The organism is Pseudoxanthomonas sp., from assembly GCF_027498035.1.
Taxonomy (GTDB): Bacteria; Pseudomonadota; Gammaproteobacteria; order Xanthomonadales; family Xanthomonadaceae; genus Pseudoxanthomonas_A.
Genome location: NZ_CP114978.1, coordinates 1,093,705 through 1,117,913 on the forward strand (window position 1 = coordinate 1,093,705; position 24,209 = coordinate 1,117,913).

At 65.3% G+C, this 24,209-nt stretch carries 18 protein-coding genes and 1 pseudogene; 2 read left to right on the top strand and 17 right to left on the bottom strand.

Annotation, left to right across the window (positions count from 1 at the left end; all coding sequences use genetic code 11):
* Positions 1 to 100: 100 nt before the first annotated feature.
* The 5 genes from O8I58_RS04780 to lexA form a co-directional block, all read right to left on the bottom strand.
* Positions 101 to 679, bottom strand: a complete 579-nt coding sequence (locus tag O8I58_RS04780) for an alpha-ketoglutarate-dependent dioxygenase AlkB family protein (protein ID WP_298321104.1) — start codon at positions 677 to 679, stop codon at positions 101 to 103.
* Between the two features lie 2 nt (positions 680 to 681).
* Complete coding sequence (locus O8I58_RS04785) at positions 682 to 3,948, bottom strand: error-prone DNA polymerase (protein WP_298321106.1); 3,267 nt, start codon at positions 3,946 to 3,948, stop codon at positions 682 to 684.
* Positions 3,945 to 5,372, bottom strand: coding sequence for a Y-family DNA polymerase (locus O8I58_RS04790; protein ID WP_298321108.1), 1,428 nt, complete (start codon positions 5,370 to 5,372; stop codon positions 3,945 to 3,947). The genes O8I58_RS04785 and O8I58_RS04790 overlap by 4 nt, the downstream gene beginning before the upstream one ends.
* 104 nt (positions 5,373 to 5,476) lie before the next feature.
* A complete protein-coding gene (imuA, locus tag O8I58_RS04795) occupies positions 5,477 to 6,136 on the bottom strand; it encodes a translesion DNA synthesis-associated protein ImuA (RefSeq protein WP_298321110.1) in 660 nt (219 codons plus the stop codon).
* Position 6,137: 1 nt separating this feature from the next.
* Entirely contained in the window at positions 6,138 to 6,743 is a 606-nt protein-coding gene (lexA, locus tag O8I58_RS04800) for a transcriptional repressor LexA (RefSeq protein ID WP_298321112.1), read from the bottom strand.
* A 291-nt stretch (positions 6,744 to 7,034) separates the two neighbouring features.
* On the opposite strand from lexA, the gene O8I58_RS04805 reads away from it, so the two are divergent.
* Entirely contained in the window at positions 7,035 to 7,970 is a 936-nt protein-coding gene (locus tag O8I58_RS04805; RefSeq protein WP_298321113.1) for an alpha/beta hydrolase, read from the top strand.
* A gap of 35 nt (positions 7,971 to 8,005) precedes the next feature.
* Here the strand turns inward: O8I58_RS04805 and O8I58_RS04810 are convergent, their stop codons facing one another.
* Entirely contained in the window at positions 8,006 to 9,436 is a 1,431-nt protein-coding gene (locus tag O8I58_RS04810; protein ID WP_298321115.1) for an MFS transporter, read from the bottom strand.
* 149 nt (positions 9,437 to 9,585) lie between these two features.
* Positions 9,586 to 10,494, bottom strand: a complete 909-nt coding sequence (locus O8I58_RS04815) for a LysR family transcriptional regulator (protein ID WP_298321117.1) — start codon at positions 10,492 to 10,494, stop codon at positions 9,586 to 9,588.
* A gap of 101 nt (positions 10,495 to 10,595) precedes the next feature.
* Here O8I58_RS04815 and O8I58_RS04820 point away from each other — a divergent pair, with 101 nt between their 5' ends.
* Complete coding sequence (locus O8I58_RS04820) at positions 10,596 to 11,432, top strand: oxidoreductase (protein WP_298321119.1); 837 nt, start codon at positions 10,596 to 10,598, stop codon at positions 11,430 to 11,432.
* A 15-nt stretch (positions 11,433 to 11,447) separates the two neighbouring features.
* Here the strand turns inward: O8I58_RS04820 and O8I58_RS04825 are convergent, their stop codons facing one another.
* The 10 genes and pseudogenes from O8I58_RS04825 to O8I58_RS04870 form a co-directional block, all read right to left on the bottom strand.
* Positions 11,448 to 11,750, bottom strand: coding sequence for a UBP-type zinc finger domain-containing protein (locus O8I58_RS04825; RefSeq protein ID WP_298321121.1), 303 nt, complete (start codon positions 11,748 to 11,750; stop codon positions 11,448 to 11,450).
* A 9-nt stretch (positions 11,751 to 11,759) separates the two neighbouring features.
* Positions 11,760 to 13,434: pseudogene (locus O8I58_RS04830) on the bottom strand (FAD-dependent oxidoreductase).
* Positions 13,435 to 13,664: 230 nt separating this feature from the next.
* Positions 13,665 to 14,978, bottom strand: a complete 1,314-nt coding sequence (locus O8I58_RS04835) for a glycoside hydrolase family 30 protein (protein ID WP_298322747.1) — start codon at positions 14,976 to 14,978, stop codon at positions 13,665 to 13,667.
* Between the two features lie 378 nt (positions 14,979 to 15,356).
* On the bottom strand, positions 15,357 to 16,286 hold the full coding sequence (locus tag O8I58_RS04840; protein WP_298321123.1) for an alpha/beta hydrolase: 930 nt from the start codon (positions 16,284 to 16,286) through the stop codon (positions 15,357 to 15,359).
* Positions 16,287 to 16,620: 334 nt separating this feature from the next.
* On the bottom strand, positions 16,621 to 17,079 hold the full coding sequence (locus tag O8I58_RS04845; RefSeq protein ID WP_298321125.1) for a hypothetical protein: 459 nt from the start codon (positions 17,077 to 17,079) through the stop codon (positions 16,621 to 16,623).
* A 666-nt stretch (positions 17,080 to 17,745) separates the two neighbouring features.
* Entirely contained in the window at positions 17,746 to 20,079 is a 2,334-nt protein-coding gene (locus tag O8I58_RS04850) for an EcoAI/FtnUII family type I restriction enzme subunit R (protein WP_298321127.1), read from the bottom strand.
* Positions 20,080 to 20,092: 13 nt separating this feature from the next.
* Positions 20,093 to 21,280 carry a restriction endonuclease subunit S gene (locus tag O8I58_RS04855; protein ID WP_298321129.1) on the bottom strand — a complete coding sequence of 396 codons (1,188 nt, stop codon included), beginning with the start codon at positions 21,278 to 21,280 and terminating at the stop codon, positions 20,093 to 20,095.
* Positions 21,277 to 22,725 carry a class I SAM-dependent DNA methyltransferase gene (locus O8I58_RS04860; RefSeq protein WP_298321131.1) on the bottom strand — a complete coding sequence of 483 codons (1,449 nt, stop codon included), beginning with the start codon at positions 22,723 to 22,725 and terminating at the stop codon, positions 21,277 to 21,279. The genes O8I58_RS04855 and O8I58_RS04860 overlap by 4 nt, the downstream gene beginning before the upstream one ends.
* Positions 22,726 to 23,433 (bottom strand): hypothetical protein, encoded by a 708-nt coding sequence (locus O8I58_RS04865; RefSeq protein ID WP_298321133.1) that lies wholly within the window; start codon positions 23,431 to 23,433, stop codon positions 22,726 to 22,728. It abuts the gene before it with no gap.
* A complete protein-coding gene (locus tag O8I58_RS04870; protein WP_298321136.1) occupies positions 23,420 to 23,950 on the bottom strand; it encodes a MarR family transcriptional regulator in 531 nt (176 codons plus the stop codon). The genes O8I58_RS04865 and O8I58_RS04870 overlap by 14 nt, the downstream gene beginning before the upstream one ends.
* Between the last annotated feature and the right edge of the window lie 259 nt (positions 23,951 to 24,209).

The following is a 24,209-nucleotide window of genomic DNA, read 5'->3' on the forward strand; positions in this document are numbered from 1 at the left end:
CTGAGCCATCCTGGGCGGATGGCCTGCGATTGATGTACGGCAGCGTAGGCCCTGCCACAAGCAACCGGTCGTCCCGCATCAGTAAATCCCAACCGCTGTCTCACTCCGTTCGTGCGCGGAATACCACACTCATCCGCGGCACGGCCGGGCGCGCGGTTTTTGGAATGCCATGTTCGTGAGTGAGCTGGGAGGCGTGGCTCATCACCAGCAGGCTGCCCGGCATCAATTCCAACGCCAGCGTTTTCCGCGCACCGGCCTTGGCACGGATGTGCATCCGACGGGGACTGCCCAGCGAGATCAGCGCAATCGGCTGGCCCGGTTGCAGCGTGTGCAGCGTGTCGTTGTGCATGGCCACGCTGTCGCGCCCATCGCGATATAGGTTGAGGCCAACACTGGTATAGGGTGCCGCCACCCTGCCCTGCACGCAGGCCAGCATCGCGGCAAGCGGCAGCTGCGGCGGCAGTGCATCCAGGCCATAATACGCCTGCAGGCGCGGCACGTCGACGATGCGGTCGTACATCGGGCGGCGCTGGTGGATCCATTCCACGCCAGCCACCAGCGTGTCGAACCATCGCGTCGCCTGCGCCTGGTCGATGACACCGGGCCAGTAACGGATGCCGCCTTCGGCATCGTCGACCACGGTCAGCGACGTTGGCGCGAACAGATCATCACACTGCACGTTCAATGGAAGTCCCTCGAGGCAACGTTGAGCTCGCCCAGCCAGTCACTCAGGTCGCGCAGGTCGGCGGCGATCAGGTGTTCGACGCCGTCCACGCGTTCCCAGCGTCCGCGCACGGCCAGCAGCCGCGATTCCAGCAGCGCGCGGCGCTGGCGCAGCGCCACATGCGGCCACACGATCACGTTGACCATGCCGTGCTCGTCTTCCAGGGTGACGAAGATGGTGCCCTTGGCGGTGCCCGGGCGCTGGCGCTGGGTGACCAGCCCGGCCACGTGCACGCCGCTGCCGTGGCGCCGGTCCTGCAGCTCGTGCAGGCCCACGATGCGCTGCTGACGCATGCGCGGTCGCAGCAAGGCCATCGGATGCACTTCCAGGCTCAGGCCGACGCTGCGGTAATCGGCGGTGATCTCCTCGCCGATCCGTGGCGCCGGCAGGTCGACCTGCAGCTCATCCGGACTGCCAGGCAACAGGGGACGCTGGCGCTCGATGCCGGCCACCGCCCAGCGCGCGGCGTTGCGGTTGCCGGCCAGTGACTTCAATGCGCCGGCTTCAGCCAGGGCACTACGTGCTTTTTCATCCAGCTGCGCGCGCAGGCACAGGTCTTCAACGCTGGAAAACGCTCGCTGCTGGCGTGCAGCCATGATCGCCGTACCGGCAATCTCGGACAGGCCGGCGACCTGGCGGAAGCCAAGCCGGATGTCCGGTTGCTCGCCTTCGTCATCCTCGCTTCGCCACGCGCGCCCACCGACCAGCGTGTTGTCCCAGTCGCTGTGCAGCACATCGACCGCCAGCACACCGATCGGCCTGCGCCCGGCTCGGCCACGGCGCGCGTCCTGCACGATCTGGCTGGCCGAATAGAAGCCCATCGGTTGCGCATTCAACAGGCCGCAGGCGAACGCCGCCGGTTCGTGCCGCTTCAACCAGCAGCTGGCATAGACCAGCTTGGCGAACGAGGCCGCATGGCTCTGCGGAAAGCCGTAGGAGCCGAAACCCTTGATCTGCTCGAAGATCTGGTCGATGAACTCGGAGGCATAGCCTTTTTTTTCCATCTTTTGCCGAATGCGGACACGATGCGGCTCCATGTCGCCACCGCGCTTCCAGGCGGCCATCGAACGACGCAGGCCATCGGCTTCGTCCGGCGAATAACCGGCGTGGATCACCAGCTCCATCACCTGCTCCTGGAACAGCGGCACGCCCAGGGTCGGACCCAGGATTGCCTCCACGCCCTCCGATGGATATGCAGGCGCTTCAAGCCCCTGGCGACGACGCAGGTAGGGATGGACCATGTCGCCCTGGATCGGGCCCGGGCGCACGATCGCCACTTCGATCACCAGGTCGTAGAACTTTGCAGGCTTGAGCCGCGGCAGCATCGCCATCTGCGCGCGCGATTCGATCTGGAACACGCCGACCGTATCGGCCAGCTGGATCAGCCCGTAGGTCTGCGCGTCTTCGGCGGGAATCGTGGCGATCCCGTAATCGCGACCGCGATGGATGCGGATCAGATCGAGCGTCTTGCGCAGGCAGGTCAGCATGCCCAGCGCCAGGCAATCGACCTTGAGCATGCCCATGGTTTCCAGGTCGTCCTTTTCCCACTGGATGATGGTGCGGTCGGCCATGGCCGCGTTTTCCACCGGCACGACGGTGGACAGCGTCTGCTCGGCGATCACGAACCCGCCGACATGCTGCGACAGGTGTCGCGGCTTGCCTTCCAGCTGGAAGGTCAGCGCCAGGATCTTCATGACCAACGGATTGGCGGTGTCGAAACCGGCCTCTTCCAGCCGCTGCTCCATCGGCGTTTCACCGTTGCCCCAGCCGAAGCAATTGGCCAGCAATGCGATCTGATCCGGCGGCAGGCCAAAAGCCTTGGCCACGTCACGCACCGCGCTCTTGCCGCGGTAGGCAATCACGGTCGCGGCCAGGGCGGCGCGGTGGCGTCCGTACTTTCCGTAAACGTACTGGATGACTTCCTCACGCCGCTCGTGCTCGAAATCCACGTCGATATCCGGCGGCTCGTTGCGTGCCTTGGACAGGAAGCGCGAGATCAGCAACCGGTTCTCATCGGGGTCCACGGCGGTGATACCCAGCGCAAAGCACACCGCGGAGTTGGCCGATGAGCCACGCCCCTGGCACAGGATTCCCCGCGAGCGCGCAAAGCGCACCACATCGTTGACCGTCAGGAAGAACGCCTCGTACTTGAGCTCGGCGATCAGAGCCAGCTCCTGCTCGATGTCAGCACGGACCTTGGCGGAAAGCGCCAGCCCCCGCTTGCCCCATCGTTCGCAGATCCCCGCCTCGGTCAGTTCGCGCAGGTAACTGGTCGCGGTGTGAGCGGCCGGCACCAGTTCGGCTGGATAGTCGTATTTCACGTCACGCTTGAGATCGAAACCGCTGCAGCGACGCGCCAGCTCCGCCGTCGCCTGCAGCAGTTCGGCCGGATAGATGTTGCCCAGCGCGCGCCGCGAACGCAGATGGCGTTCGCCATTGCGGAACAGCAGCGCACCGGATTCGGCCAGCGGCACGACATGGCGGATGGCAGTCACCGTGTCCTGCAGCGCACGATCGCGGCGGTTGGCCATGTGCACATCGCCGCTGGCCAAGGGCGTCATGCGTAGTTGCCTGGCCATTGCCAGCAGTTCGGCAAGGCGGGCGGCATCGTCCCGTTCGCGCAGCAGCTCCACGGCCAGATGGGCGCGCGCACCGAACACCTGCTGCAGCCACTGCCCGTCTTCCACTTGAGGCGCCGCACCGGGCAGCCATAGCGCGAACAGCTCAGGCGGCGCATCGCGGAACTGCGCTTCCACGTCGGCACGCGTCAGCGTGTAATGCCCCTTGGTCGCCGCGCGCCGCGCGGTGGTGATCAGCGCGCACAGCTGGGTATAGCCCTCACGCGTTTCCACCAGCAGCACGAACCGGGTGCCATCGACCAGCGTGAACTCGCTGCCGACGATCAGCTGCACGCCGGTGGCTTGCGCCCCTTCCCAGCCGCGCACGATGCCGGCCAGCGAGCATTCGTCGGTGATCGCCAGCGCCTGGTAACCGCAGTGTTTGGCGCGCTCGAACAGGGCTGCCGCGTCGGAGGCACCACGCAGGAACGAGAAGTCCGACAGGCAGTGCAGTTCGGCATACGCCGGCAGCCCGTCGTCTTCCGCGTCATGCAGCACATCGTCGTTGGCAGCCTGCTGCAGGCGTTGCGCCATGCGCCAGGCACGCGGCATGCGCCCGCCGGGGCTGCCGTGGCCCATGCCGTCGAAAGCATCCTCCCAATTCATGCGAACCAGCCGTGCAGCATCCAGCCGTCATGCCGGCCGGGGGGAACGAACGCCCAGGCGCGCTGGCCGCGCGCGGTTTCCACCACGTAGTAGTCGCGGCGCGCGTCGTCGTCATCCCACCAGCCACTTTCCAGCCGCTCGGGCCCGGAGACGATCCTGGGCATGCCATGCAGCGGCACCGGCTGCGGCAGCAGCCAGGTCGGCCGCGGCGGGCGCGCCGGTGCGTCTTCCACGCCGCGCGCCGGCGGATCGCCGATGGCCTTGCGCCAGGCGCGTTCCGGGCGCGGGTCGCCAGCCGGCTCGACCCGATACACCGCTGCATCGCCCAGCCGCGCGCGCAGGCGTTCGCGCAGCTGCGGCCATTCCACCGCCTGCTGCGAACGCTGTTCGAACAGATCCTTGGCCGCGGGCACGAACGGCGGAAGCTCGCGCGCCAGCAGACGCATGGCGACCACGGGCTTGGGGATGGAGACGCGTTCGAGCCGGTTGCGCGCCAGTTCGAACAGCATCGCCGGCATGCGCTCCGGCGCCAGCAGGCCGACATCGACATCGGTCTGCGCGCCTTCGTGCTCCAGGCGCAGGACGAAGCGCTGCACGCCACCGTCGCGGATCGACAGGTACGTGCACAGGTCGCCGATCAGGCGCCGCAGCGGGAACAGCAGCGCGGTATGGGTTTCCACTTCGTAACCCAGCTCCACGCGCATGTCGAAACGGTCCGGCGGCGCGTAGCACTCGAGCGGGTCGTCGGCACTGCCATACAGCTTGTCCAGGTGCTCCAGCAGCGGCAGGCCGAAGCGACGACGCAGTGCGTCGCGTGGCAGCGCGCGTACCGCAGCCAGCGTGCGCAGGCCCATGCGATGCAGGCGTTCGCCGCCATCGCCGGGCAAGGCCGCGCGGCGCACGGATACCCGGTCCAGCACCTCCTGCAGGCGCTCGGGCCGGGCGATGGCCATGCCATCTTCCAGTCCGGCCAGCACGCGCGCCGCGCGCGGCGTGGGCGCCAGCGCGAGCCGATGCCGGAAACCCTGCGCGTCCAGTTCACTGCGCAGACGCTGGGCGAAACGCGGCCATGGGCCGAACAGCTTGAAGCTGGCGCGCGCTTCCAGCACCACCGCATGCGACCACTGCTGGCTGACCAGCGAGCTGTGCCGGTACGCCCAGGCCGCGAGGAAGCGCTGGGTCCGCGCTTCGTCCTGCGGGTCGTAATCGACCGTGCGCACCTGGGTCATCAAGGCATGCGCGGCCGACAGACGCATGCCGGCTTTCAGGCCGGACTGCGCGGCCGCGGCGTTGACCGAATGCAGCGTGCGCAGCTGCGCCGGGCCTTCGACCAGCGCCAGCGGTTCTGCGCGCGCGTCATCGGGCAACCGGCGCAGGACGGCGTCCAGGGCCAGGTGCGGCAGCAGGATGCAGGCCCACAGCATCAGCGTGCCTCCGTACGGGCCTGCGCCAACAGCACGAACCAAGCATCAGGGTCGGGGCGGGAAGCCGGATTCCACGGCGGGCAGTGCATCGACATGGCCGGCCTTCAATGCGCCAGCCGCAGCGGCTGCGAAGGCACCTGCCCACCGCGGCATTTGCGCACCTGCCAGGCATCGTCCTGGCTGCGGTATTCCAGCCGCAGCGCCGCCGGCGATGCGTTGACCGCATGGCGCCGGTCGCGCAAGGCGAAGGCGCAGCAATCGCCGCTGTCGGCCGCCACCTGCAACCGGCGCAATGCGCGTTCGTCGGCGCGACGCGGCCAGCCCAGCACCGCCGCGCAAGCACCACTGCGCAGGCATTGTTCGAACGCCCACAGTGCATCGCGCGGTTCGGCCTGGACCACGTCCAGCAAGCCCAGTTCGATGCCGCCGCGCTGCCACGCGGGTGCATACGGAATGTACGGCGGGGCCACCAGCACCACCCGGCCTCCGGCAGCGGTCATGCGCGCCAGCGTAGGCAGCAGCAGGCCGATTTCACCCACGCCATCGGCCGGCAGCAGCAGTTCGGTCAGCGCGCGGCGCGGCCAGCCACCCTGCGGCAGCAGCGCATCCAGGGCAGCGTGGCCGGTGGGCTCGCCATCGTGATGGAGCGATGCCCCCTGCCCCGCGCGCCAGACCGTGCGCGCGGACAGCAAGGCATCCAGCTGCAGCGCCTGCGCGACGGCGCCAGCCTGGTCATACATCGGACGGGCAGGCACTTCGCCCATCTCAGCCCTGGCGCACCAGGCCGCAGTACAGGCCTTCGATGGCGAAGTCCGCACCGGCCGGGACCACGATCGGCGCGTGCGCCGGGTTGCGCGGCAACAGGCGGATCTGGCGTCGGCCGCGCTCCAGCCGCTTGATGGTGATTTCGCCATCGACGCGCGCCACCACGACCTGCCCGTCGCGCGCCTCGCTGCTGCGGTGCACGCCGACCAGATCGCCATCCAGGATGCCGTCGTCGATCATCGAATCGCCCTGCACCTGCAGCAGGTAGTCGGGCTTGAGCGAGAACAGCCCGCGGTCCAGCCACAGCTGCTTGTCCAGGCCGATGTCCGCGCCAATCGGCACGCCCGCCGCAACCCGGCCCAGCACCGGCAATGAGAGCAGCGCCTCGCGCCTGGCCGCGCCCGGCAGGCGGATGCCGCGCTTCTGCCCGGGTTGCAGCACGATCAACCCGGCATCGGCCAGCGCCTGCACGTGCTTCTGCGCGGCATTGCGCGAGGCGAAACCGAATGCGGCGGCAATCTCGGCCAGGCTGGGCGCATGGCCATGGGCCGCCTGTTCCTGCAGGAAGGCCAGCACCGCGGCGCGTTTGGGGGGCAAGATTTCCATGGGTGTACATTTGTACACCACATCTGTCGCACGGGGCGAGATACGCCCGTCGACGATGGCCGCACAAGATGACCGTTCTGACCGGAAATGCCCCAAGGCCACGGAAGCCCGTGGGTTCTGCCGATAATTGCAGCGGCCGTCGCGGCACCCGGGGAACCGGTAGACCGCGACGGTGTCGCCAGCCAGCCGTCGGGCCATTGCCGACGCAGCCACACCTGCCCCCAGCCGGATTCCGCCTTGCATCCACATGCATGCCGGAACTGCACCCACGGCTGTTCCCACGGAGCCTGCATGTCCACCTGTCCCATCGCTTTCCCCACGCCCACCAGGCCAACACGGGGGCTGTCATTCCGCTGGCTGAGTGCCCGCCTGGCCGCCGCCCTGCTCTGTCTCTGCGCACTGCCGGCCGTGGCCGCCGCGGAAAAGCCCAAGCCCGGTCCTGGCTATGTGATGCCTTCGACCGAAGTCTTCGACCTGACCTCCGAGCAGGGCGAGGCCTATCGGATCTTCGTGTCCTATCCGGGTAGCGGTGAGCCTCCCAAGGACGGCTATCCGGTGCTGTACGTGCTGGATGGCAATGCCTATTTCGGTGCCTTCGCAGCGGCGCGCTGGGTGCAGGAATTCCTGCCGGTGGGCCAGTCGATCATCGTCGGCGTCGGCTATCCCGGCGATGCGGCCTGGGACGTGCGCCGCATGAACGACTACACCCAGCCGCTGCTGGACCCGCCGCCCAAGCAGTGGCGCGACCTGGCCAAGTACAAGAGCGGCGCGCGCAAGCCGTTCCTGGATTTCCTGACCGGCAAGCTGCGCACCGAAATCGGCCGCCGCTACAACGTCGACGACAGCCGCAACGCCTTGTTCGGCCACTCCTTCGGCGGCCTGTTCGCGCTGTACACGCTGTACGAACGGCCCGATGCGTTCAACGCGATCATCGCCGCCAGTCCGTCATCGGAATGGAACGAGCAAGGCATGCTCGCCGAAGAACGCGCCTTCAGCCAGCGCCTGAGCGGCGGTCAGATCGACCGCACCGCCAAGCTGATGGTGGTGGTGGGCGACCAGGACAAGGACGACGATCCAGAACCGGCACGGGCGCTGGTTGATCGGTTGGACCGACTCTCCGGGTACGGCATGCGCGTGCGCCTGCACCGCTATGCCGATGAAGTGCATGTCACCGTGCCCGCGCGTTCGGTCACCGACGTGCTGCGGTTTTCCTTCGAGATACGCTGAGCCGCGCGTTCGCGCCTTGCTTGCGCGCGCAGGACTCAGGTCTGCGGGCGCGGCATGGCCTTGGGCTCGTGGACTTCCTCGCCGGGCCTGGCGTGGCCAGCCATCTCCGCGCCTGCATCGGCGGACAGTTTGCGCATGGACAGCGTGGAGCAGGCCGAGACCAGGCCAATCACCAGGAAGGCGACGGTGAAGTTGATCGGCGCGGCGGTTTCGGTGCCCGTGGCCACCGCCGCCACGGTCAGGGCATAACCACCCAGCGTGATGCCCAGCGACAATGACACCTGCTGCGCCACCGCCGCCAGGCTGGTGGCCTGGGACATGCGCGACTTGTCGATATCGGCGTAGATCACCGCGTTGAGGGCAGTGAACTGCAACGAGCGGAAGCACCCGCCCACCAGCAACACGCCCAGCATCAGCAGGTAAGGCGTATCGGCGCGGAACAGGCCATAACCGCATAGCATCACCGACGCCGCCAGCGCGTTCCAGACCAGCACCCGGCGGAACCCATAACGGTTGATGATGCGCGCGGCCAGGGTCTTCATGAACATCGCCCCGGCCGCTGACACGAAGGTCACCGCACCCGATTGCAGCGGGTTCAAGCCGAAGCCCAGCTGCAGCATCAGCGGCAGCAGGAACGGGATGGCGCCGATGCCGATGCGGAACAGCGAACCGCCGATCACGCCGATGCGAAAGGTCGGCACCTTCAACAGGCCCAGGTCGATCAGCGGGTGCGCCACCCGCCGCGCGTGCAGCACGTACAGCACCAGCAGCCCGCCCCCGGCGGCCACGCAGGTCAGCGCCCAGCCGGTGCCGATCATGTGCCGCCCCAGCGTGGCCAGCCCGAACATGCCCACCGCCATGCCGCTGCCGGACAGCAGGAAACCGGTCCAGTCCAGCCGCTGCACCGGTTCCTTGAGCAGCGGGATGTGCTGCCACGCCAGCCAGATGCCCAGCAGCCCCATCGGGATGTTGATCAGGAAGATGAAACGCCAATGGCCCCAGGTGGTGATCGCACCGCCCAGCAACGGACCCAGGATCGGCCCCAGCAGCGCCGGAATGGTCAACCAGCTCAGCGCACGCACCAGCTCGCTCTTGGCCACGCTGCGCAACAGCACCAGCCGTCCAACCGGGACCATCATCGCCCCGCCCATGCCCTGCACGAAGCGCGCCGCGACCAGCCATTCCATCGACGTGGACGCGGCACAACCGACCGAACCCAGCAGGAACACGCCGATGGCCGACATGAAGGTGGGCCGCGCCCCGAATCGGTCAGCCACCCAGCCACTGATGGGGATGAACACCGACAGCGCGATCAGGTAGCTGGTCATCGCCAGCTTCAACACCACCGGCTCTACTCCCAGTTCCGCAGCCATGGCCGGCAGCGAGGTTGCGATGGCCGTGGAATCCATGTTCTCGATGAACAAGGCCGTGGCAACGATCAGGGGGAGCAGGCGTTCGGGTTTCAACGGACCAGGGGGTGAGTCAACGCAGGCATGGATTGTCGCCGATCCCGCATCCCCGCCGCGTGAGCCACGGGCGTGCCAGACCCATTGGTCGGTACAACACGCCGCGGCCGTACTGCATGCACAGCGGCCAATACTGGCCCTGGACTACATCACTCCTGCGACATCCCGGGTGCCTCGCAGCATGTGCGCATCGTCTGCACGAAATTCGGCACGATCCGTCCATGTTCGCCGGGACGCGTACATACGGCCAGCCGCACGGTCGGCGCGACACCTTCGATACGCAGGTAATCCACGCCCGTGACCTGCACCTGTGCCATCGACGCCGGCACCAGCGAGACACCAAGCCCGGCGGCCACCAGGTTCACCGCCGTGGAAAACTGCGGCGCCTCCTGGCCCATCACCGGTTCCAGCCCGGCCTGCCAACAGCAGGCGATGACCTCGTCGAACAGGCCCGGGCCCGCTGTGCGCGGAAACAGCACCAGCGATTCGCCCGCCAGGGCCGACAATGGCGCCGATGCCCGTCCCGCCAGCCGATGTCCCAGCGGCACCGCGATGCGCATCGGCTCGTCCAGCAGCGCCCACGCATCCAGCTCGTCCGGATCGTTGCGCCCCAGACGTACCAGCGCTACGTCCAGCGTCGCCTGGTGCAGGCGCTCCAGCAATTCGCTGGTGGCGGCTTCGGCCAGCGACACGGCCACGTCCGCATGTTCGGAAGTGAAGCGGCGAATCGCTTCGGGCACGGCCGCGATGAATGCCGCTGACGCGGTGAACCCGATCCGCAGGCTGCCCACCTGCCCGCGTCCGCCACGACGCGCGGCCCCCAGCGCAACGTCAGCCTGTGCCAGCAGCGCCTGCGCTTCAGGCAGGAAGGCCTGGCCCGCTTCGGTCAACTCGGCCCCTTTGGGTGTGCGCAGGAACAGCGGCGCCCCGATTTCTTCCTCCAGCACGCGGATCTGCTGGCTCAGCGGCGGCTGGCCGATCCCGGCACGCGCGGCAGCGCGGGTGAAGTTCAATTCTTCGGCAACCAGCAGGAAATAGCGGACGTGGCGGAGTTCCATCTTGATTGTAAAAACCAACCGATATCAGTGGCTCCATATATTGGACTGCAGGGCACCATCGGCGCCAGACTTTGCGCCCCCTCTTCAACACACCGCCCCTCATGTCCAAGATCCTGCTCATCACCGGCGTCAGCTCGGGCTTCGGCCGCGCCTTCGCCCAGGCCGCGCTGGATGCCGGCCATACCGTCGTCGGCACCGTCCGCGACGCCGCCGCACTGAACGCCTTCCAGGCCCTGTCATCCGGCCGCGCGCATGGCGTGCTGCTGGACGTCACCGACTTCGACGCCATCGACCCGGTCGTGCAGCGCATCGAGGCACAGATCGGCCCGGTCGATGTGTTGGTCAACAACGCCGGTTATGGCCACGAAGGCATCCTGGAAGAGTCGCCGCTGTCAGAGATGCGCCGCCAGTTCGACGTCAACGTGTTCGGCGCGGTGGCCATGACCAAGGCCGTGTTGCCGGCCATGCGCCAGCGTCGCCGCGGCCACGTCATCAACATCACTTCGATGGGCGGCTTCATCACCATGCCCGGCATTGCCTACTACTGCGGCAGCAAGTTCGCGCTGGAAGGCATCAGCGAGACCTTGGCCAAGGAAGTGGCCGGTTTCGGCATCCATGTCACAGCGGTCGAACCGGGCTCGTTCCGCACCGACTGGGCGGGCCGTTCGATGGTCCGCACCGAACGCGCGATCGCCGACTACGACGCCTTGTTCGACCCCATCCGCAGCGCGCGCGAAGCCAAGAGCGGCAAACAGCTCGGCGACCCGGTCAAGGCCGCACAGGCCTTGCTGCAGCTGATCGAACTCCCGGATCCACCGGTGCACCTGCTGCTCGGCTCAGACGCACTGGCGCTGGTCACGCAGAAGCTGGACGACCTGCGCGCGGAGATTGCGCAATGGGAATCCCTGACCCGTTCGACCGATGCGCCGATGCAATAGCACCCGCGCGCAGCGTCAGACAAAGCGTGGGATTGGCCCCAGCTGCGGGGTCTGGTCGGGCAGTTCCACTTCCACGTCATCCACGTAGCACCAGCCCCAGCCTTCGGGCGGGTCGTAGCCCTCGATGATCGGGTGGCCGCTGGCGTGCCAGTGCGCGCGGGCGTGGCGATGTGGCGAGTCGTCGCAGCAGCCCACGTGCCCGCAGATCCGGCACAGGCGCAGGTGCACCCATGGGCTGCCGATGGCCAGGCATTCCTCGCAGCCACGCGCACTGGGCGTGACTTCGGCGATTTCATCCAGATGCGTGCAGCGGCTCATGGCGACTCCTCAGGTGACGGTGGCCGGCGGCGCCTCGATGGCGGCCAGGTACTGGTGGATCTGCGAAACCACGGCGGCGCCCTCACCGACCGCGGCCGCCAACGCGCTTGACCGAACCGGCGCGCACGTCGCCGATGGCGAACACGCCCGGCCGGTCGGTGTGCAGCGCCGCCACGCCGTCGGCACCGGTCACCACGAAGCCGGCCGGGTCCAGCGTGACGCAGTCCTTGAGCCAATCGGTATTCGGATCGGCCCCAATGAACAGGAACAAATGGCGCAGCGCGCGACGATGGGTTTGCCCGGTCGCACGTTCGCGATAGATCGCGCCGGCCAGCGCGCCCTGTGCATCGGCCTCCAGCGAGACCAGCTCGGTGCCGGTATGCAGCTCCACGTTGGGCAGCGCTTTGATGCGGTCGATCAGGTATTTGGACATCGACGCTTCCAGCCCCTTGCCACGGATGACCAGGTGCAGCTTTTTGACTTTGGGCGCCAGGTACACCACCGCCTGACCGGCCGAATTGCCGCCACCCATCAGCGCGATCTCTTCGCCCGAACACATGCGTGCCTCGATCGGCGATGCCCAATACGACACACCCGAACCTTCGAAACGCTCCAGGTGTTCCACCGCTGGCCGTCGATAGCGCGCACCGGACGCGACCACCACCGTGCGCGCCTGCACGGTCACACCACTATCCAGCTGCAGGCGCAACGGTGCATGCGGGTTATCCCTGGTGGCCTCGCAATGCAACGCCTGCACTTCCAGCGGCAGGGCGATTTCCGCACCGAACTTGAGCGCCTGGTTGAGCGCGCGCCCGGCCAGCGCCTGGCCGGAGATGCCGGTAGGAAAACCCAGGTAGTTTTCGATCCGTGCCGAAGCGCCGGCCTGCCCGCCCATCGCGCGCAGCTCCAGCACCAGCACCGACAGGCCTTCCGACGCTGCATACACCGCCGTGGCCAGCCCGGCCGGACCCGCGCCAACCACCACCACGTCGTACACCGTGTCCGGGTCCAGTTGCGGCGTCATGCCCAGGCACGCCGCGGCCGCCGCATTGGTCGGGCGTTTGAGCACCGTGCCGTTGGGGCAGATCATCAGCGGCAGTTCGTCCGTCTGGATGCCCAGGCGCTCAACCAACGCCCGGCCTTCCGCATCCTGGGTCGCATCCAGCAGTGCATTGGGATAGCCATTGCGGGTCAGGAAGCCCTGCAGCCGCACCAGCTGCGTTTCGCCTGGCTGGCCGACCAGCACCGAGCCGACCGCATCGCTTTCGATCAGCCCCACCCGGCGCAGGATCAGCGCCCGCATCACCACTTCGCCCAGCTCGGCCGCACCGATCAGCAGTGCGCGTAGGTGCACCGCATCCAACGGCATTGCCGTGCAGCCCTGCGCCCCGGCCACGCCGCCCGCCAGCGAACTGCGCCCGGCCAGCTGGCTGACTTCACCGGTGAAGCTGCCCACGCCGTGTTCGACGATGGCCTGCTTGTGGCCCAGCCCATCGTGGCGGGACACCACGATGCTGCCGGCCAGCACCAGCCACACTGCCGCGGCCTGCTCGCCCACGGAAAACACCACCGCGCCCGGGGGGAACACCTGCTCGGGCCCACTGGCAAAGCGCCGCGCCGTGGCCATCTGCGCCGCATCCAGCGCGGGAAACATCTGGTGCTGCCGCGTATCGATCAGGGCCATGCAAAGGTCTCCGTGCGCCAGGCAGCCATCCACGCCGCAAGCGCCCTTTCTACCACCGCCCCGTGATGGCTTCTTGTACGCCTGTGCGGTGCCGGGGTCGCCCACAGCGATGCGCCTGCGCGTACGGAAGGGTGAAGAACACAGTTGCCACACAGCGCAGGAAGGCAAAGCTCAAAAACAAAAACGCCCCGTAGTGACGGGGCGTCCGTGCTGCTCGTGCTGCCCCTGGATCAATACACCAACGTCTGGATCGCGTGCGCCGGGATCTCCACCTGGGTGGATGCATCACCCACGTAGTAGTTGTAGGTGATCGCCTTGTCGCTTGCATTCATCACCACCGTGGCCAGCTTGTTGTCCTTGTTGAGGAACGAGGTGGTGGCCAGGTTGCTGCGGCTGCTGGCAGCGCTGACGCGCTGGGCGTCGGGGCGGATGAACTTGGAGAAGTGGCCGATGTACCAGTACGGCGGCGTGTACAGCAGTTCGCCGGTACGGGTGTCGGCCTGCAGCGGGGCGAAGCAGTAGTTGCCCACATGGTTGGGGCCGCCCTTTTCATCCAGCAGGATGTTCCAGTCGGTCCAAGCCACGGCGCCGCCGTTGAAGTCGTGGATCATCGAGGTGCCGTAGCGCTCGCCGTTGGCCCAGTCCTGGATGCGGGCGAAGTCGAACTTCTCGATCGACGCCTCGGTCAGCAGCAGCGGCTTGTCCGGGTAGGCATTCGACACCACCGCCAGGTTGTCGGTCATCGGCTCGAAGCCGGCCCAGGTCTCGTACCAGTGGAAGCCCATGCCCCAGGCGTACTTGGATGCTTCCGGGTCATCGAAGATCGTGTTGGCGCGGTGGACCATCATGTCGCGGTTGTGGTCCCACACGATGATCTTCTTGTCGCCGTAGCCGGCCTTGGCCATCACCGGCCCAAGGTGGTTCTTGAGGAAGTCGCGTTCTTCTTCGGCCGAGAACTGCATCGACTCCCAGGTCTGGATGGCCATCGGCTCATTCTGCACGCTGATGCCCCAGATCGGGATGCCTTCCTTTTCATAGGCGGCAATGAACTTGGTGTAGTACGTGGCCCAGGCATCGGCGTACTGCGGCAGCAGGTGGCCGCCCTTGAGCATGGTCTTGGTGTCCTTCATGAAGGCCGGCGCGCTCCACGGGCTGGCGAACATCGGCAGCGTGCCGCCCGCCGCAGCGATGGCCTGCTTGATCATCGGGATGCGGTACTTGCGGTCGTGGTCGATGCTGAAGGACTTCAGCGCCTTGTCGCCTTCCTTGATATAGGTGTAGCTGGCGCTGGAGAAATCCGAGCTGTGGATCGTGGTGCGCGCCCAGGTGTAGCCGATGCCCTCATTGGGGTCGTAATAGGCCTTCATGAATTCGGCCTGCTTGTCCTTGCTGAGCTTGGCGTAGGTTTCCGCGGCCGAATCGGTGATTGCCCCGCCCACGCCCAGCACCGTCTGGAAACGCTTGGTCGGATTGACGAAGATCGAGTTCTCCACTTCGGTCAGCTTGTGCCCGGCCTGCAGCGGCGCAACCTGGCTCTGCACCATCTGCTGCGCGGCACCCTTGGCGCTGGTGTACACCGTCACCGCGCCACCGGCCGGCGTGTAGGCCACCGTACTCACCTGCGCCGCATACACCGGCGCGGCCGCCAGCAAGGTGCCCAACGCGGACAAAAGAATGGTCTGCTTCACGGTGCCCTCCCAGGCGACTTGGTCGGCCCGGAGGATACCCGCCCGCGACCATCGAAGCGATGCGCCTTTGATCGTTGTAGAGCGGAGCTTGTGGCAATCCCCTTTGGGGGACTCCGCTGGGGCTTTCCCAGCGATCCGGAAGAAGCGCGGCGGAGCTTGCTCCGCTGGGGCCTCTCCCACCAACCGAACCAAGAGCAGCGGAGTCCCCAAAAGGGGATTGCCACAAGCTCCGCTCTACGGGTGCAATGCGGAGTCAATCCCCTGCGCATCCAAAAACGCCAACGCCCTGGCCAGCGTGTCCGCATACGGCGACACGCCGATCCTCGGATCGACCTGGTGCTGGTGATGGAAGCCGTGATCCTGCCCCACATATTCGTCGAGCCGGCACACCTGGCCAGCTGCACTGGCCCGCTCGCAGAAACGACGCACCGTGTCGATCGGCACCGTGCGGTCGTCCTGGCCGTGGAAGATCAACGTCGGCGGCAACGCCTGCACCGGCAGCACGCTGGGCGAGATGCGCCGCGCGATCAACTTCAGCGCCATCGGTGCCTTGGAGACCAGGTCCACCGCCGGATTGAACAACACCACCGCCGCCGGTTTGCGCGCGGGCGTGGCTTTCATCGCCGTGGTCAGCGCCAGATGCCCACCGGCCGAACCACCACACAACACGATCCGCTGCAGGTCGATGTCCAGATCGTCCGCGCTGTCCCGCAGCCACGCATAAGCGGCCTGTGCATCGCGCAGCGAATCCAGCGGCGTGGACCCATCGCGGCACTTCACCCGGTAATCGGCCAGCACCGCTACGTAGCCACGCGCGGCGAACGCGCGGGCCTGGTCCTGGAAGGACGTGATGTCCCCCACCCGCCAGGCCCCGCCGAAGAAGAACAGCACCGCCGGCCGCGGCGATGCCTCTCCGGCCGGCGCGAACACATGCAAACGCAGATCGCGCCCCTTGGCCTTGCGATAGGTGAAGCTGCTCGCGCCCGGCAACGTCTCCGGCTGCGGCGCAATGGCCTGGCAGGGGTCGAACAACACCTCCGCGCCCGCACCGGGCCCGACACCCGCAACGACCTTCACCGGCAGGCGCCTGCTGCGGTAAGCCAGCACCACCAGCGCACCTGCCGCCAACGCCGCGCCAATCCAGAAGGAAGTGGATTTCTTCATGGACGGCATCGTAGCGGCGCAGGCGTGAGTACGGCGGTCGCATCAGTTGCCGCAGCCAGTCGGCGCCGGCCACCACTTCCAGTTATCGCGATTGATCGACAACACACCCATCGCCACCAAGCGTCATGCCCCTTGTTGGGCGGAGCTTGTGGCAATCCCCTTTTGGGACTTCGCAGCCCTTCGGCCCGATCATCGGCGAGGCCCCTGCGAAGCCCCCGAGATGGATTACCGCATGCTCTGCCCTACCGAACAGCGGCACGCCATTGCGGCCAATCCCCCATGGAAAAACGCCCCGCATTGCGGGGCGTCTTCGTTCCCGCGAATCGTGCGGGGATCAGGCAGTCGCAGGGCTGGCCGCGGCCGGCTTGGCACGATTGAAGCGGGCCGAGAGCATCTGGCGCAGGCTGTCCAGGCCGGTGCCCTTGCCGGCGACTTTCAGCACCGCATAGCCCTCCAGTGCGTTGGTCATCAGATCACTGCCAACGATCATCGCGGTGTCGTCCAGCTTTTCATTCAGGCGCTCCAGACGTTGCATGCGCGGGCGCAACGCATCCAGCAGGGTCAAATCGCGCTGGAAGGCCAGCACATCGAAGTTGCGCGGCAGCACCTCCGGGTTCTGGGTGAAGGCCACCACCGCCTGCCGGCAGAACGCCTCGGACTTGTCGCCCATCTTGGTCAGCCCGCGACGCTGGTCCGGAGTGAGCCCCTGCAACCCAGCCAGCTGCGTCTCCAGCGTGGCCAACGCCCCGTCAATGGCGGCCAGTGCCTCGGCGGACAATTCCATATCGATCATGTTTTGACTCATTGCGCCCTGCTCCTTGTCGATCCCACCGGCCCGCTTGGCCGGCGCCGCCATCTGAACGCACCTGCCGCCCGACCAGGCATCAGCCGGCGCCGCACCGGCACACCGGCCAACACCTCGCCGCCGTGTCAGAAAAGTCCGAGGGCCGCGCGCGCCGGCCAGCAATCCGCCCAACGCAGCCAACACGACGCCGCAGGAAGCCCGCAGGCCACCATAAATGCCTGGCATGCCGCCAGAGTTTCCCGGCACCCGACCCAACCGGCCAGACCAACCACCCCCTCCCCGCCAGGCGCCGCCGACGCAACCCGGATTGCCAGTCTCAAAGCCCCAATCGCACGCCGCAACGCCTTGCGCGCAAGCGGCCAAGCCTTGCCCGCACACCATCAAGGCTGGCCCGCAAGCCACCAACCCCGAACCGCCGCCCGCTGTTGCTTGCGCGCAGGGCCACATGGTTGCGAGCAACGCCCGGCACCTTGCAGCCGCAAAGTTTTTTGCCTTGCGCACAAAGTGGAAAGGCTTGCGGGCGAACCGAAAAGCCCGGCGCCTGGCGTGAAACCGTTGCGGGCAAGCTTCCCAATCAGCGAAGCGCAAGGCAAAAAGCCTTGCGCGCAAAGCAGTAACTCCCAATGCTCGAACACATTGGATTGCGTGAAGCAACTAGCGAAACAAGTGCCGCTGGATACCGACGAATGCGCTACGGATCGCTTCCACGCTCCCCAAGGAACGCTTTGCGTCGTTGATGCCGCCGTAGCGGATGCGCAGGAAGTCGCCCACCTTGTTGGGCGCCAGCTCACCAATCCCATTCAATTCATACGCCCCAAGCACGTAGTCCAGGAAGCTGCGCATCTCGCGCTCGTAGCCATCCATTCCAGTTTCACGAGCGCTGCGCACACGCTGCGAACGTGCGAGAGGCGCCAGGGTGAAGCGCACATAGCCCAGCACGTCAAAGATGTCGCTGTTCGGCGCGTCGATCAGCCGGCGCATGTCCTCCAGCCGGTCGCTGTCGTAACCGAGCTCAGTCAATCGACGCATAAAGGCTTCGCGCCGCTCCGGGTCGCTCCAGACGTCGCGCAGTTCATCCTCTGACGTCACCAACTGGCCCAGGTCACCGAACAGCTGATCCATGAACTCCTGGGCGGTAATCATCCGGCCCTGCCACCAGTACGTTGTCGCGCCGACGTAGCGGATACGCCGCACGTTACCGTCGGACAGACGCACGACCACTTTCTCGGGACGGGGCGGCTCCTCGACGGAGTCGCCCCCGGTCGGCCCATGCGGCGGATAGGCGATGTCTTCCGGATCACGCGGCGGACGCGGCTGGCCCGGTGCTTCCGGCGGCAGCGGCTCGCCATCCCATTCCGGGTCGCTGAAGTGCGCGTAAGCCTTCACGAAGTCATAGATGGTGAAGAAATCCTTGCCATCGAAGGTGCGCGTCCCGCGCCCGATGATCTGCTTGAACTCGATCATCGACTTCACCGGTCGCAGCAGCACGATGTTGCGCACGTTCAGCGCATCCACGCCGGTGGAGAGCTTCTGCGAGGTGGTCAGGATGGTCGGCAGCGTCCGCGTGTTGTCCTGGAAATCCTCCAGGTGCTTCTCGCCCAGCTTGCCGTCGTCGGCCGTGACCCGCTGGCAATACAGCGGGTCCTGGTTGTCCTTGACCTGGTTGATCAGGTCACGCACGCGCGCCGCATGTTCCTGCGTGGCGCAGAACACCAGCGTCTTCTGCCGCTGGTCGATCTGGTCCATGAACTCGTTGACCCGGCTCAGCTCGCGCTGGTCGATGACCAGCCTGGTATTGAAGTCGGCTTCCGAATACACCTTGTCCCGGTCGATCTCGCCGCTGATCACCTGGTCCTCGTCGGAGAACTGGTAGCTGTCCAGCGTAGAGGCCATCTGCCGCACCTTGAATGGCGTCAGGAAGCCATCGCCGATGCCTTCCTTTAGCGCATAGGTGTAGACCGGCTCGCCGAAGTAGGCGTAGGTGTCCCCGTTGACATCGCGCTTGGGCGTGGCCGTCAGTCCCAGCTGCACCGCCGGCTTGAAGTAATCCAGGATCGCGCGCCAGGTGCTCTCGTCATTGGCACCGCCACGGTGGCACTCGTCGATGACGATGAAATCGAAGAAGTCCGGCTCGTAACCTTCGAAGGTGAACTGCGGCGCCTCGGATGCATCGCCGCCGGTCATGAAGGTCTGGAAGATGGTGAAGAACACGCTGGCGTTGCGCGGGATCTTCTTCTGCCGGCGGATCTCGTCCGGGCTGATCCGGCATAGCGCATCGGCCGGGAACGCATTGAAGGCGTTGAAGGCCTGGTTGGCCAGGATATTGCGGTCAGCCAGGAACAGGATGCGCGGGCGCCGCACCGGGTCGCGGCTCAGGTTCCACTTGGACTGAAACAGCTTCCACGCGATCTGGAAGGCAATCGAGGTCTTGCCGGTGCCGGTGGCCAGGGTCAGCAGGATGCGCTCGCGCCCCTGCGCGATGGCGTCCAGCACGGCGGTGATGGCGTTGTGCTGGTAGTAGCGCGGCTGCCACTTGCCGCCGCCGGTCTCGAACGGCACCGCGCCAAAGCGCTCGCGCCAGTCATTGCCCTGCGGAAAGCAGCGCAGCCACAGTTCCTCCGGCGTCGGGAACGGCAGCACAACATCGCCTTCCGCGCCGGTCTGCATGTCGATGCCATACCAGCCGATGCCGTTGGTGGCGTAGCCGAAGCGCGCCTGCAGCAGGCCGGCGTACTGCTTGGCCTGCCCGACGCCTGCGGTATGGCCCAACCCTGCACGCTTGGCCTCGATCACTGCCAACGGGCGACCGCGATAGCTCAGTACGTAATCCGCGGACAGTGACGCGGCACGCTGGTTGCCGCTGAAGATCCGTCCCGGTGAAATCGTCAGCTCGCGGGCCACATGCGAGCCGGGCACCACGCCCCAGCCGGCGTCCTTCAGCACGGGGTCAATGCGATTGGCGCGGGTATCGGCTTCCGTTTCGATCATGGCGACGTCCGTATCAGCTGGTCAGTTGGCCTGAAAAGGCTTGTTGCAGGAGGGATTGGCGGAGGGCAGCGATGTCTTCGAGCTTAATCACGAATTCTGCTTCGAGACGAGCTGCCTGCGCCATGATTGAATCGATCTTCTTCACTGCCGCTCTTTGCACATCCAGCCCAGGCAACTTAAATTCATAGCGAAACAGGTGATCTCGATTCACTTTTGGCATTCCTGCCCGGTCCGATCCAGAGATCGCGTACGCGGTAAAGCGATTGGCCAAAAGAATGTGGAACAGAAAATTTCGATCCATCTCTGGTGATGGCAAAAGCGGATAGACGTCCGCACTGCATAGGCCGCGAAAATCGGGACGAGCTGCCTTTCTTAGGTAAGGGCGAATTTTGCTGTAAAGAATCATCCGCTCATCGAAGAGGAATTTCCCAGATTTAAGCCCCTCTTCCTTCGCTGTCTGAATGTCAACCAATGCATCGGATCCAGAGATCATGTTTCCTGCACCCAAGTGCGGCATATCGATGAATTGCTGCAGCCTAGGATCCACAAGCATTGAATCGATGGAAGCCACGTCTGCAAGATGAACTGCACCTCCAGAACTCTCTGCCTCCTGCAAAACAGCCTCCTTAGCAGTCTCCATCAGATTACGTGCATCAAAGAGATTGGCCTCAGCATTTGCGCGGGCGCGATCAAGGGCGGCGAAGGCCTGATCGAGCACCGCCACGATCCGCTTCTGCTCATCCAGTGGTGGCAGAGGAATCGTCACTCCTGATACAAGTTCGATGTTGAGATTGCGAACTGTGGAGCCTGCTGCACGACTATCGAACTGAGAAAAAACTTGCGGAGAACTTAAAACGAAGTAGAGGTAGGCCTGATCAATACGGGAATAATCCGGCTTCAAGACCAACCAACCATCGTGGACGCATCCAGATGTTCGCAAGATGTAGGGGCGTCCGAAACTCATCGAGTTCGAAAGCAGGAAGTCACCGTCCTCGACCCACCTCGACTTGCTCAAGCCTTCAGGAATGATCTTCTCAGATGTTGAGTCGATGTATCTGCCGCCCTTCTCAGTGTCACCGATCTTGATCCAATTGATGCCATCCGGGCGATCAGTGATGAATTTTTTTATGGGTCGCGGAGAGCCGCCACGAGCAACTTCTGCGAGACTTGCAATCGTTACCTGCTCCCATCCCTCAATCACAACATCCCCCGAATCTCTTCCAAGATCGCCCTCGTTTCTTCATCCCGCGTCAGCATATCGGCAATGATCTGCTCGGGGCTGCGCAGGGCTTCGGCTTCTGGTGCGTTCGGATTTTTGACCGCCAGATCGCAGGTCGCCGAGCCGATGGCTTCGACGTCCACCGCCCAGCTTTTCGGAGACTCCACCTTGGCCGCCTGCAGCATCACGAACTCTTCGAGGTCGGCGTCATTGAGCGGATTGGTCTTGCCCAGGCTGCGGCCGGGATCCAACTGGTAGTACCAGACCTTGCGCGTGGGCGCGCCACGTTCGAAGAACAGCACCACGGTCTTGACGCCCGCGCCCTGGAACGTGCCCTGCGGGCAATCCAGCACGGTGTGCAGGTTGCAGGTGGCCAGCAATTCCTTGCGCAGCTCGACGCTGGCGTTGTCGGTATTGGACAGGAAGGTGTTCTTGATCACCACCGCGCCACGTCCGCCGGCCTTGAGCTTGCGGATGAAGTGCTGCAGGAACAGGTAGGCGGTCTCGCCGGACTTGATCGGGAAGTTCTGCTGCACCTCCTTACGCTCGCCGCCGCCGAAGGGCGGATTGGCCAGCACGATGTCGTGGCGGTCCTTTTCGCGGATCTCGCGCACGTTTTCCGAGAGGGTGTTGGTGTGGCGGATGTTGGGCGCATCCACGCCGTGCAGGATCATGTTCATCAGGCCCAGCACGTAGGCCAGCGACTTCTTCTCCTGCCCGTAGAAGGTCTTGTTCTGCAGCGTGCCCCAGTCCTTGGCCGACAGGTCATCGCGGTTGAGATATTCGAAGGCCTCGCACAAAAAGCCAGCCGAACCGCAGGCGCCGTCATAGATGGTTTCGCCAATCACCGGCTTGACCACCTGGATCATGGCGCGGATCAGCGGGCGCGGCGTGTAGTACTCACCGCCATTGCGCCCGGCGTTGCCCATGCGCTTGATGCGGGTCTCGTACAGGTCCGACAGCTCGTGCTTGGCCTGGCTGCTGCCGAAATCCAGCGTGTCGATGATCTCCAGCGCATCGCGCAGCGAATAGCCCGAGCGGAAGCGGTTGTCGATCTCGGAAAACGCCTCGCCAATCTTGTACTCGATGGTATCCGGGTCTTCGGTCGATTCACGGAACGACTCCAGGTACGGAAACAGCTGCCGGTCGACGAACTCGATCAGGTCCTTGCCGGTGACCGCATTCGGATCGGGCTTGCCGTCCTCGGTCTTGGGTGCAGCCCAGGTTTTCCACTGGAATTGCGCGTCGATGATGGGCTCGTACGCGCGCCCTTGCAGCGCAGCTTCATCGGCCCACTCGCGCTCCATGTCGTCCAGGTATTTGAGGAACAGCAGCCAGGAGGTCTGTTCGGCGTAGTCCAGCTCGGAGGCAAGGCCTTCGTCATTGCGCATGACGCGGTCGAGCGAATTGAATGCGTTCTCGTACATCTACTTCCCGTCTTTTTTGTGGCCTGACGCCATCTGGCGCAGGCGTTGGATGATGACAACCGCACGATCCGGGTCGGCAATGAGCCCCGGCAGGCAGTTGATGAAATCAGGGTCGGCCAACAGGCCGGTAAAGATGGTGGCAACGGCTTGCTGCAGGGCTGGCGATGCCGAAGCAAGTTCTTCGACAAGTTCAGGTCGACCGTCGACAACGTTAAGCACGTCTTCGAGGTCGTGGCTGGACAGGACATCGCCCTTGCCACGGCTCAGAAAGGCTTCCAGCTTGGTGGCGACAAAGGCTGGCGCACTCACCAAACGAATCGTCAGGCCGTTGCGCAGCAGCACCTGCTGCGCTGTGGCAATGGCTTCGTCGTACCAGCGGTTGGTGAAGCCAAGCACCGACGCATCGGTGGGCATCAGATCGAATAACACGCCAGATGCGTTGTGCTGCCACCGGCAGATCACGCCGCTGGCGGCGTCGCGGATGAAACCGCGCTGCTCCAATTGCGCTTCAACCCGGTAAAACTGCATCAAGGTGTCAGCCTGCACGATGGCATCGACATCCAGCGTGGGCCGGACGCTCTCGGCCAACGGGTCGGTCAGCAACAGTCCCGCCGTTGAACCACCGACAAACACGACCTGATCGCGCAGGTCGCCGAGCGCTTCGGCAATCACCTCCAGATGGGGAAGATTGGGATCAGGCCGCTGCATCGAGGGGCTTCAAGGCATCGGACAGGAGCTGTGCGGCCAGTTCGCGCTCACGCACACGGCCGATACGCAAGGCATCCAGCAACGCCAGCAGGCGATGCAATGCAGGGTCGGCCAGCGCTGCTTGCGGCGCAGTCCGATAAATCGGTGAAACCGATGGACCGCGCGCGCTTCCTTGCGAATGTGCCCATACCGGCGTGTCGCTCTCGCTATGCAGCAAGCTGGAAAGCGGCTCGGCCGCATGTGCGGTTGGCACGCCGCGCTTGACTGGCCCCACTTCGGCCGGGAACGCATAACGGACGCCGTGAACCAGGAACTCCTGCAACGCCGGGCCGATGGGCGACCAATCACCCCTGCCCCGCGCGTTCACCAACCCCGCGGCCGTGGCCCGTTTGACGCTGGCATGGACCTCGGCGGCGCTCATGGCCAATTCCTGGGCAAGCACGGCAAAGGTGAACTTCCGCTCCGGATGGGCGGCCACCTTCAGCAGCACCAACAGTTCTTGGGGTTTAAGATCCATGACTCATATTCGCTATTCGCGAATAGCGAATATTGCCGATCAATACCTACTTCTGCAAGAAAAAATGAAGGCTCTGCACGCATTGCATCGTGATGCCGCATCCATCGGCCGGAGCAACTGTCTCAAATCCGTAGGGGCCTTGCTGTAGAGCGGAGCTTGCTCCGCTGCTCTTGGTTGGTTTCGTGGAAAGAGTCCCAGCGGAGCAAGCTCCGCTCTACGGGTGGGAGCCGCTTCAGCGGCGATGTGGGCTTGCCGGAAA

What these genes read in the sequence shown, in the direction of transcription:
- O8I58_RS04850 (WP_298321127.1), bottom strand. Translation starts at nt 20,079, where the DNA reads ATGATCGAAACGGAAGCCGATACCCGCGCCAATCGCATTGACCCCGTG.
- O8I58_RS04870 (WP_298321136.1), bottom strand. Translation starts at nt 23,950, where the DNA reads ATGGATCTTAAACCCCAAGAACTGTTGGTGCTGCTGAAGGTGGCCGCC.
- O8I58_RS04840 (WP_298321123.1), bottom strand. Translation starts at nt 16,286, where the DNA reads ATGAAGAAATCCACTTCCTTCTGGATTGGCGCGGCGTTGGCGGCAGGT.
- lexA (WP_298321112.1), bottom strand. Translation starts at nt 6,743, where the DNA reads ATGGAAATCTTGCCCCCCAAACGCGCCGCGGTGCTGGCCTTCCTGCAG.
- O8I58_RS04820 (WP_298321119.1), top strand. Translation starts at nt 10,596, where the DNA reads ATGTCCAAGATCCTGCTCATCACCGGCGTCAGCTCGGGCTTCGGCCGC.
- O8I58_RS04865 (WP_298321133.1), bottom strand. Translation starts at nt 23,433, where the DNA reads ATGCAGCGGCCTGATCCCAATCTTCCCCATCTGGAGGTGATTGCCGAA.
- O8I58_RS04790 (WP_298321108.1), bottom strand. Translation starts at nt 5,372, where the DNA reads ATGCTGTGGGCCTGCATCCTGCTGCCGCACCTGGCCCTGGACGCCGTC.
- O8I58_RS04785 (WP_298321106.1), bottom strand. Translation starts at nt 3,948, where the DNA reads ATGAATTGGGAGGATGCTTTCGACGGCATGGGCCACGGCAGCCCCGGC.
- O8I58_RS04825 (WP_298321121.1), bottom strand. Translation starts at nt 11,750, where the DNA reads ATGAGCCGCTGCACGCATCTGGATGAAATCGCCGAAGTCACGCCCAGT.
- O8I58_RS04815 (WP_298321117.1), bottom strand. Translation starts at nt 10,494, where the DNA reads ATGGAACTCCGCCACGTCCGCTATTTCCTGCTGGTTGCCGAAGAATTG.
- O8I58_RS04860 (WP_298321131.1), bottom strand. Translation starts at nt 22,725, where the DNA reads ATGTACGAGAACGCATTCAATTCGCTCGACCGCGTCATGCGCAATGAC.
- O8I58_RS04845 (WP_298321125.1), bottom strand. Translation starts at nt 17,079, where the DNA reads ATGATCGATATGGAATTGTCCGCCGAGGCACTGGCCGCCATTGACGGG.
- O8I58_RS04835 (WP_298322747.1), bottom strand. Translation starts at nt 14,978, where the DNA reads ATGGTGCAGAGCCAGGTTGCGCCGCTGCAGGCCGGGCACAAGCTGACC.
- O8I58_RS04805 (WP_298321113.1), top strand. Translation starts at nt 7,035, where the DNA reads ATGTCCACCTGTCCCATCGCTTTCCCCACGCCCACCAGGCCAACACGG.
- imuA (WP_298321110.1), bottom strand. Translation starts at nt 6,136, where the DNA reads ATGGGCGAAGTGCCTGCCCGTCCGATGTATGACCAGGCTGGCGCCGTC.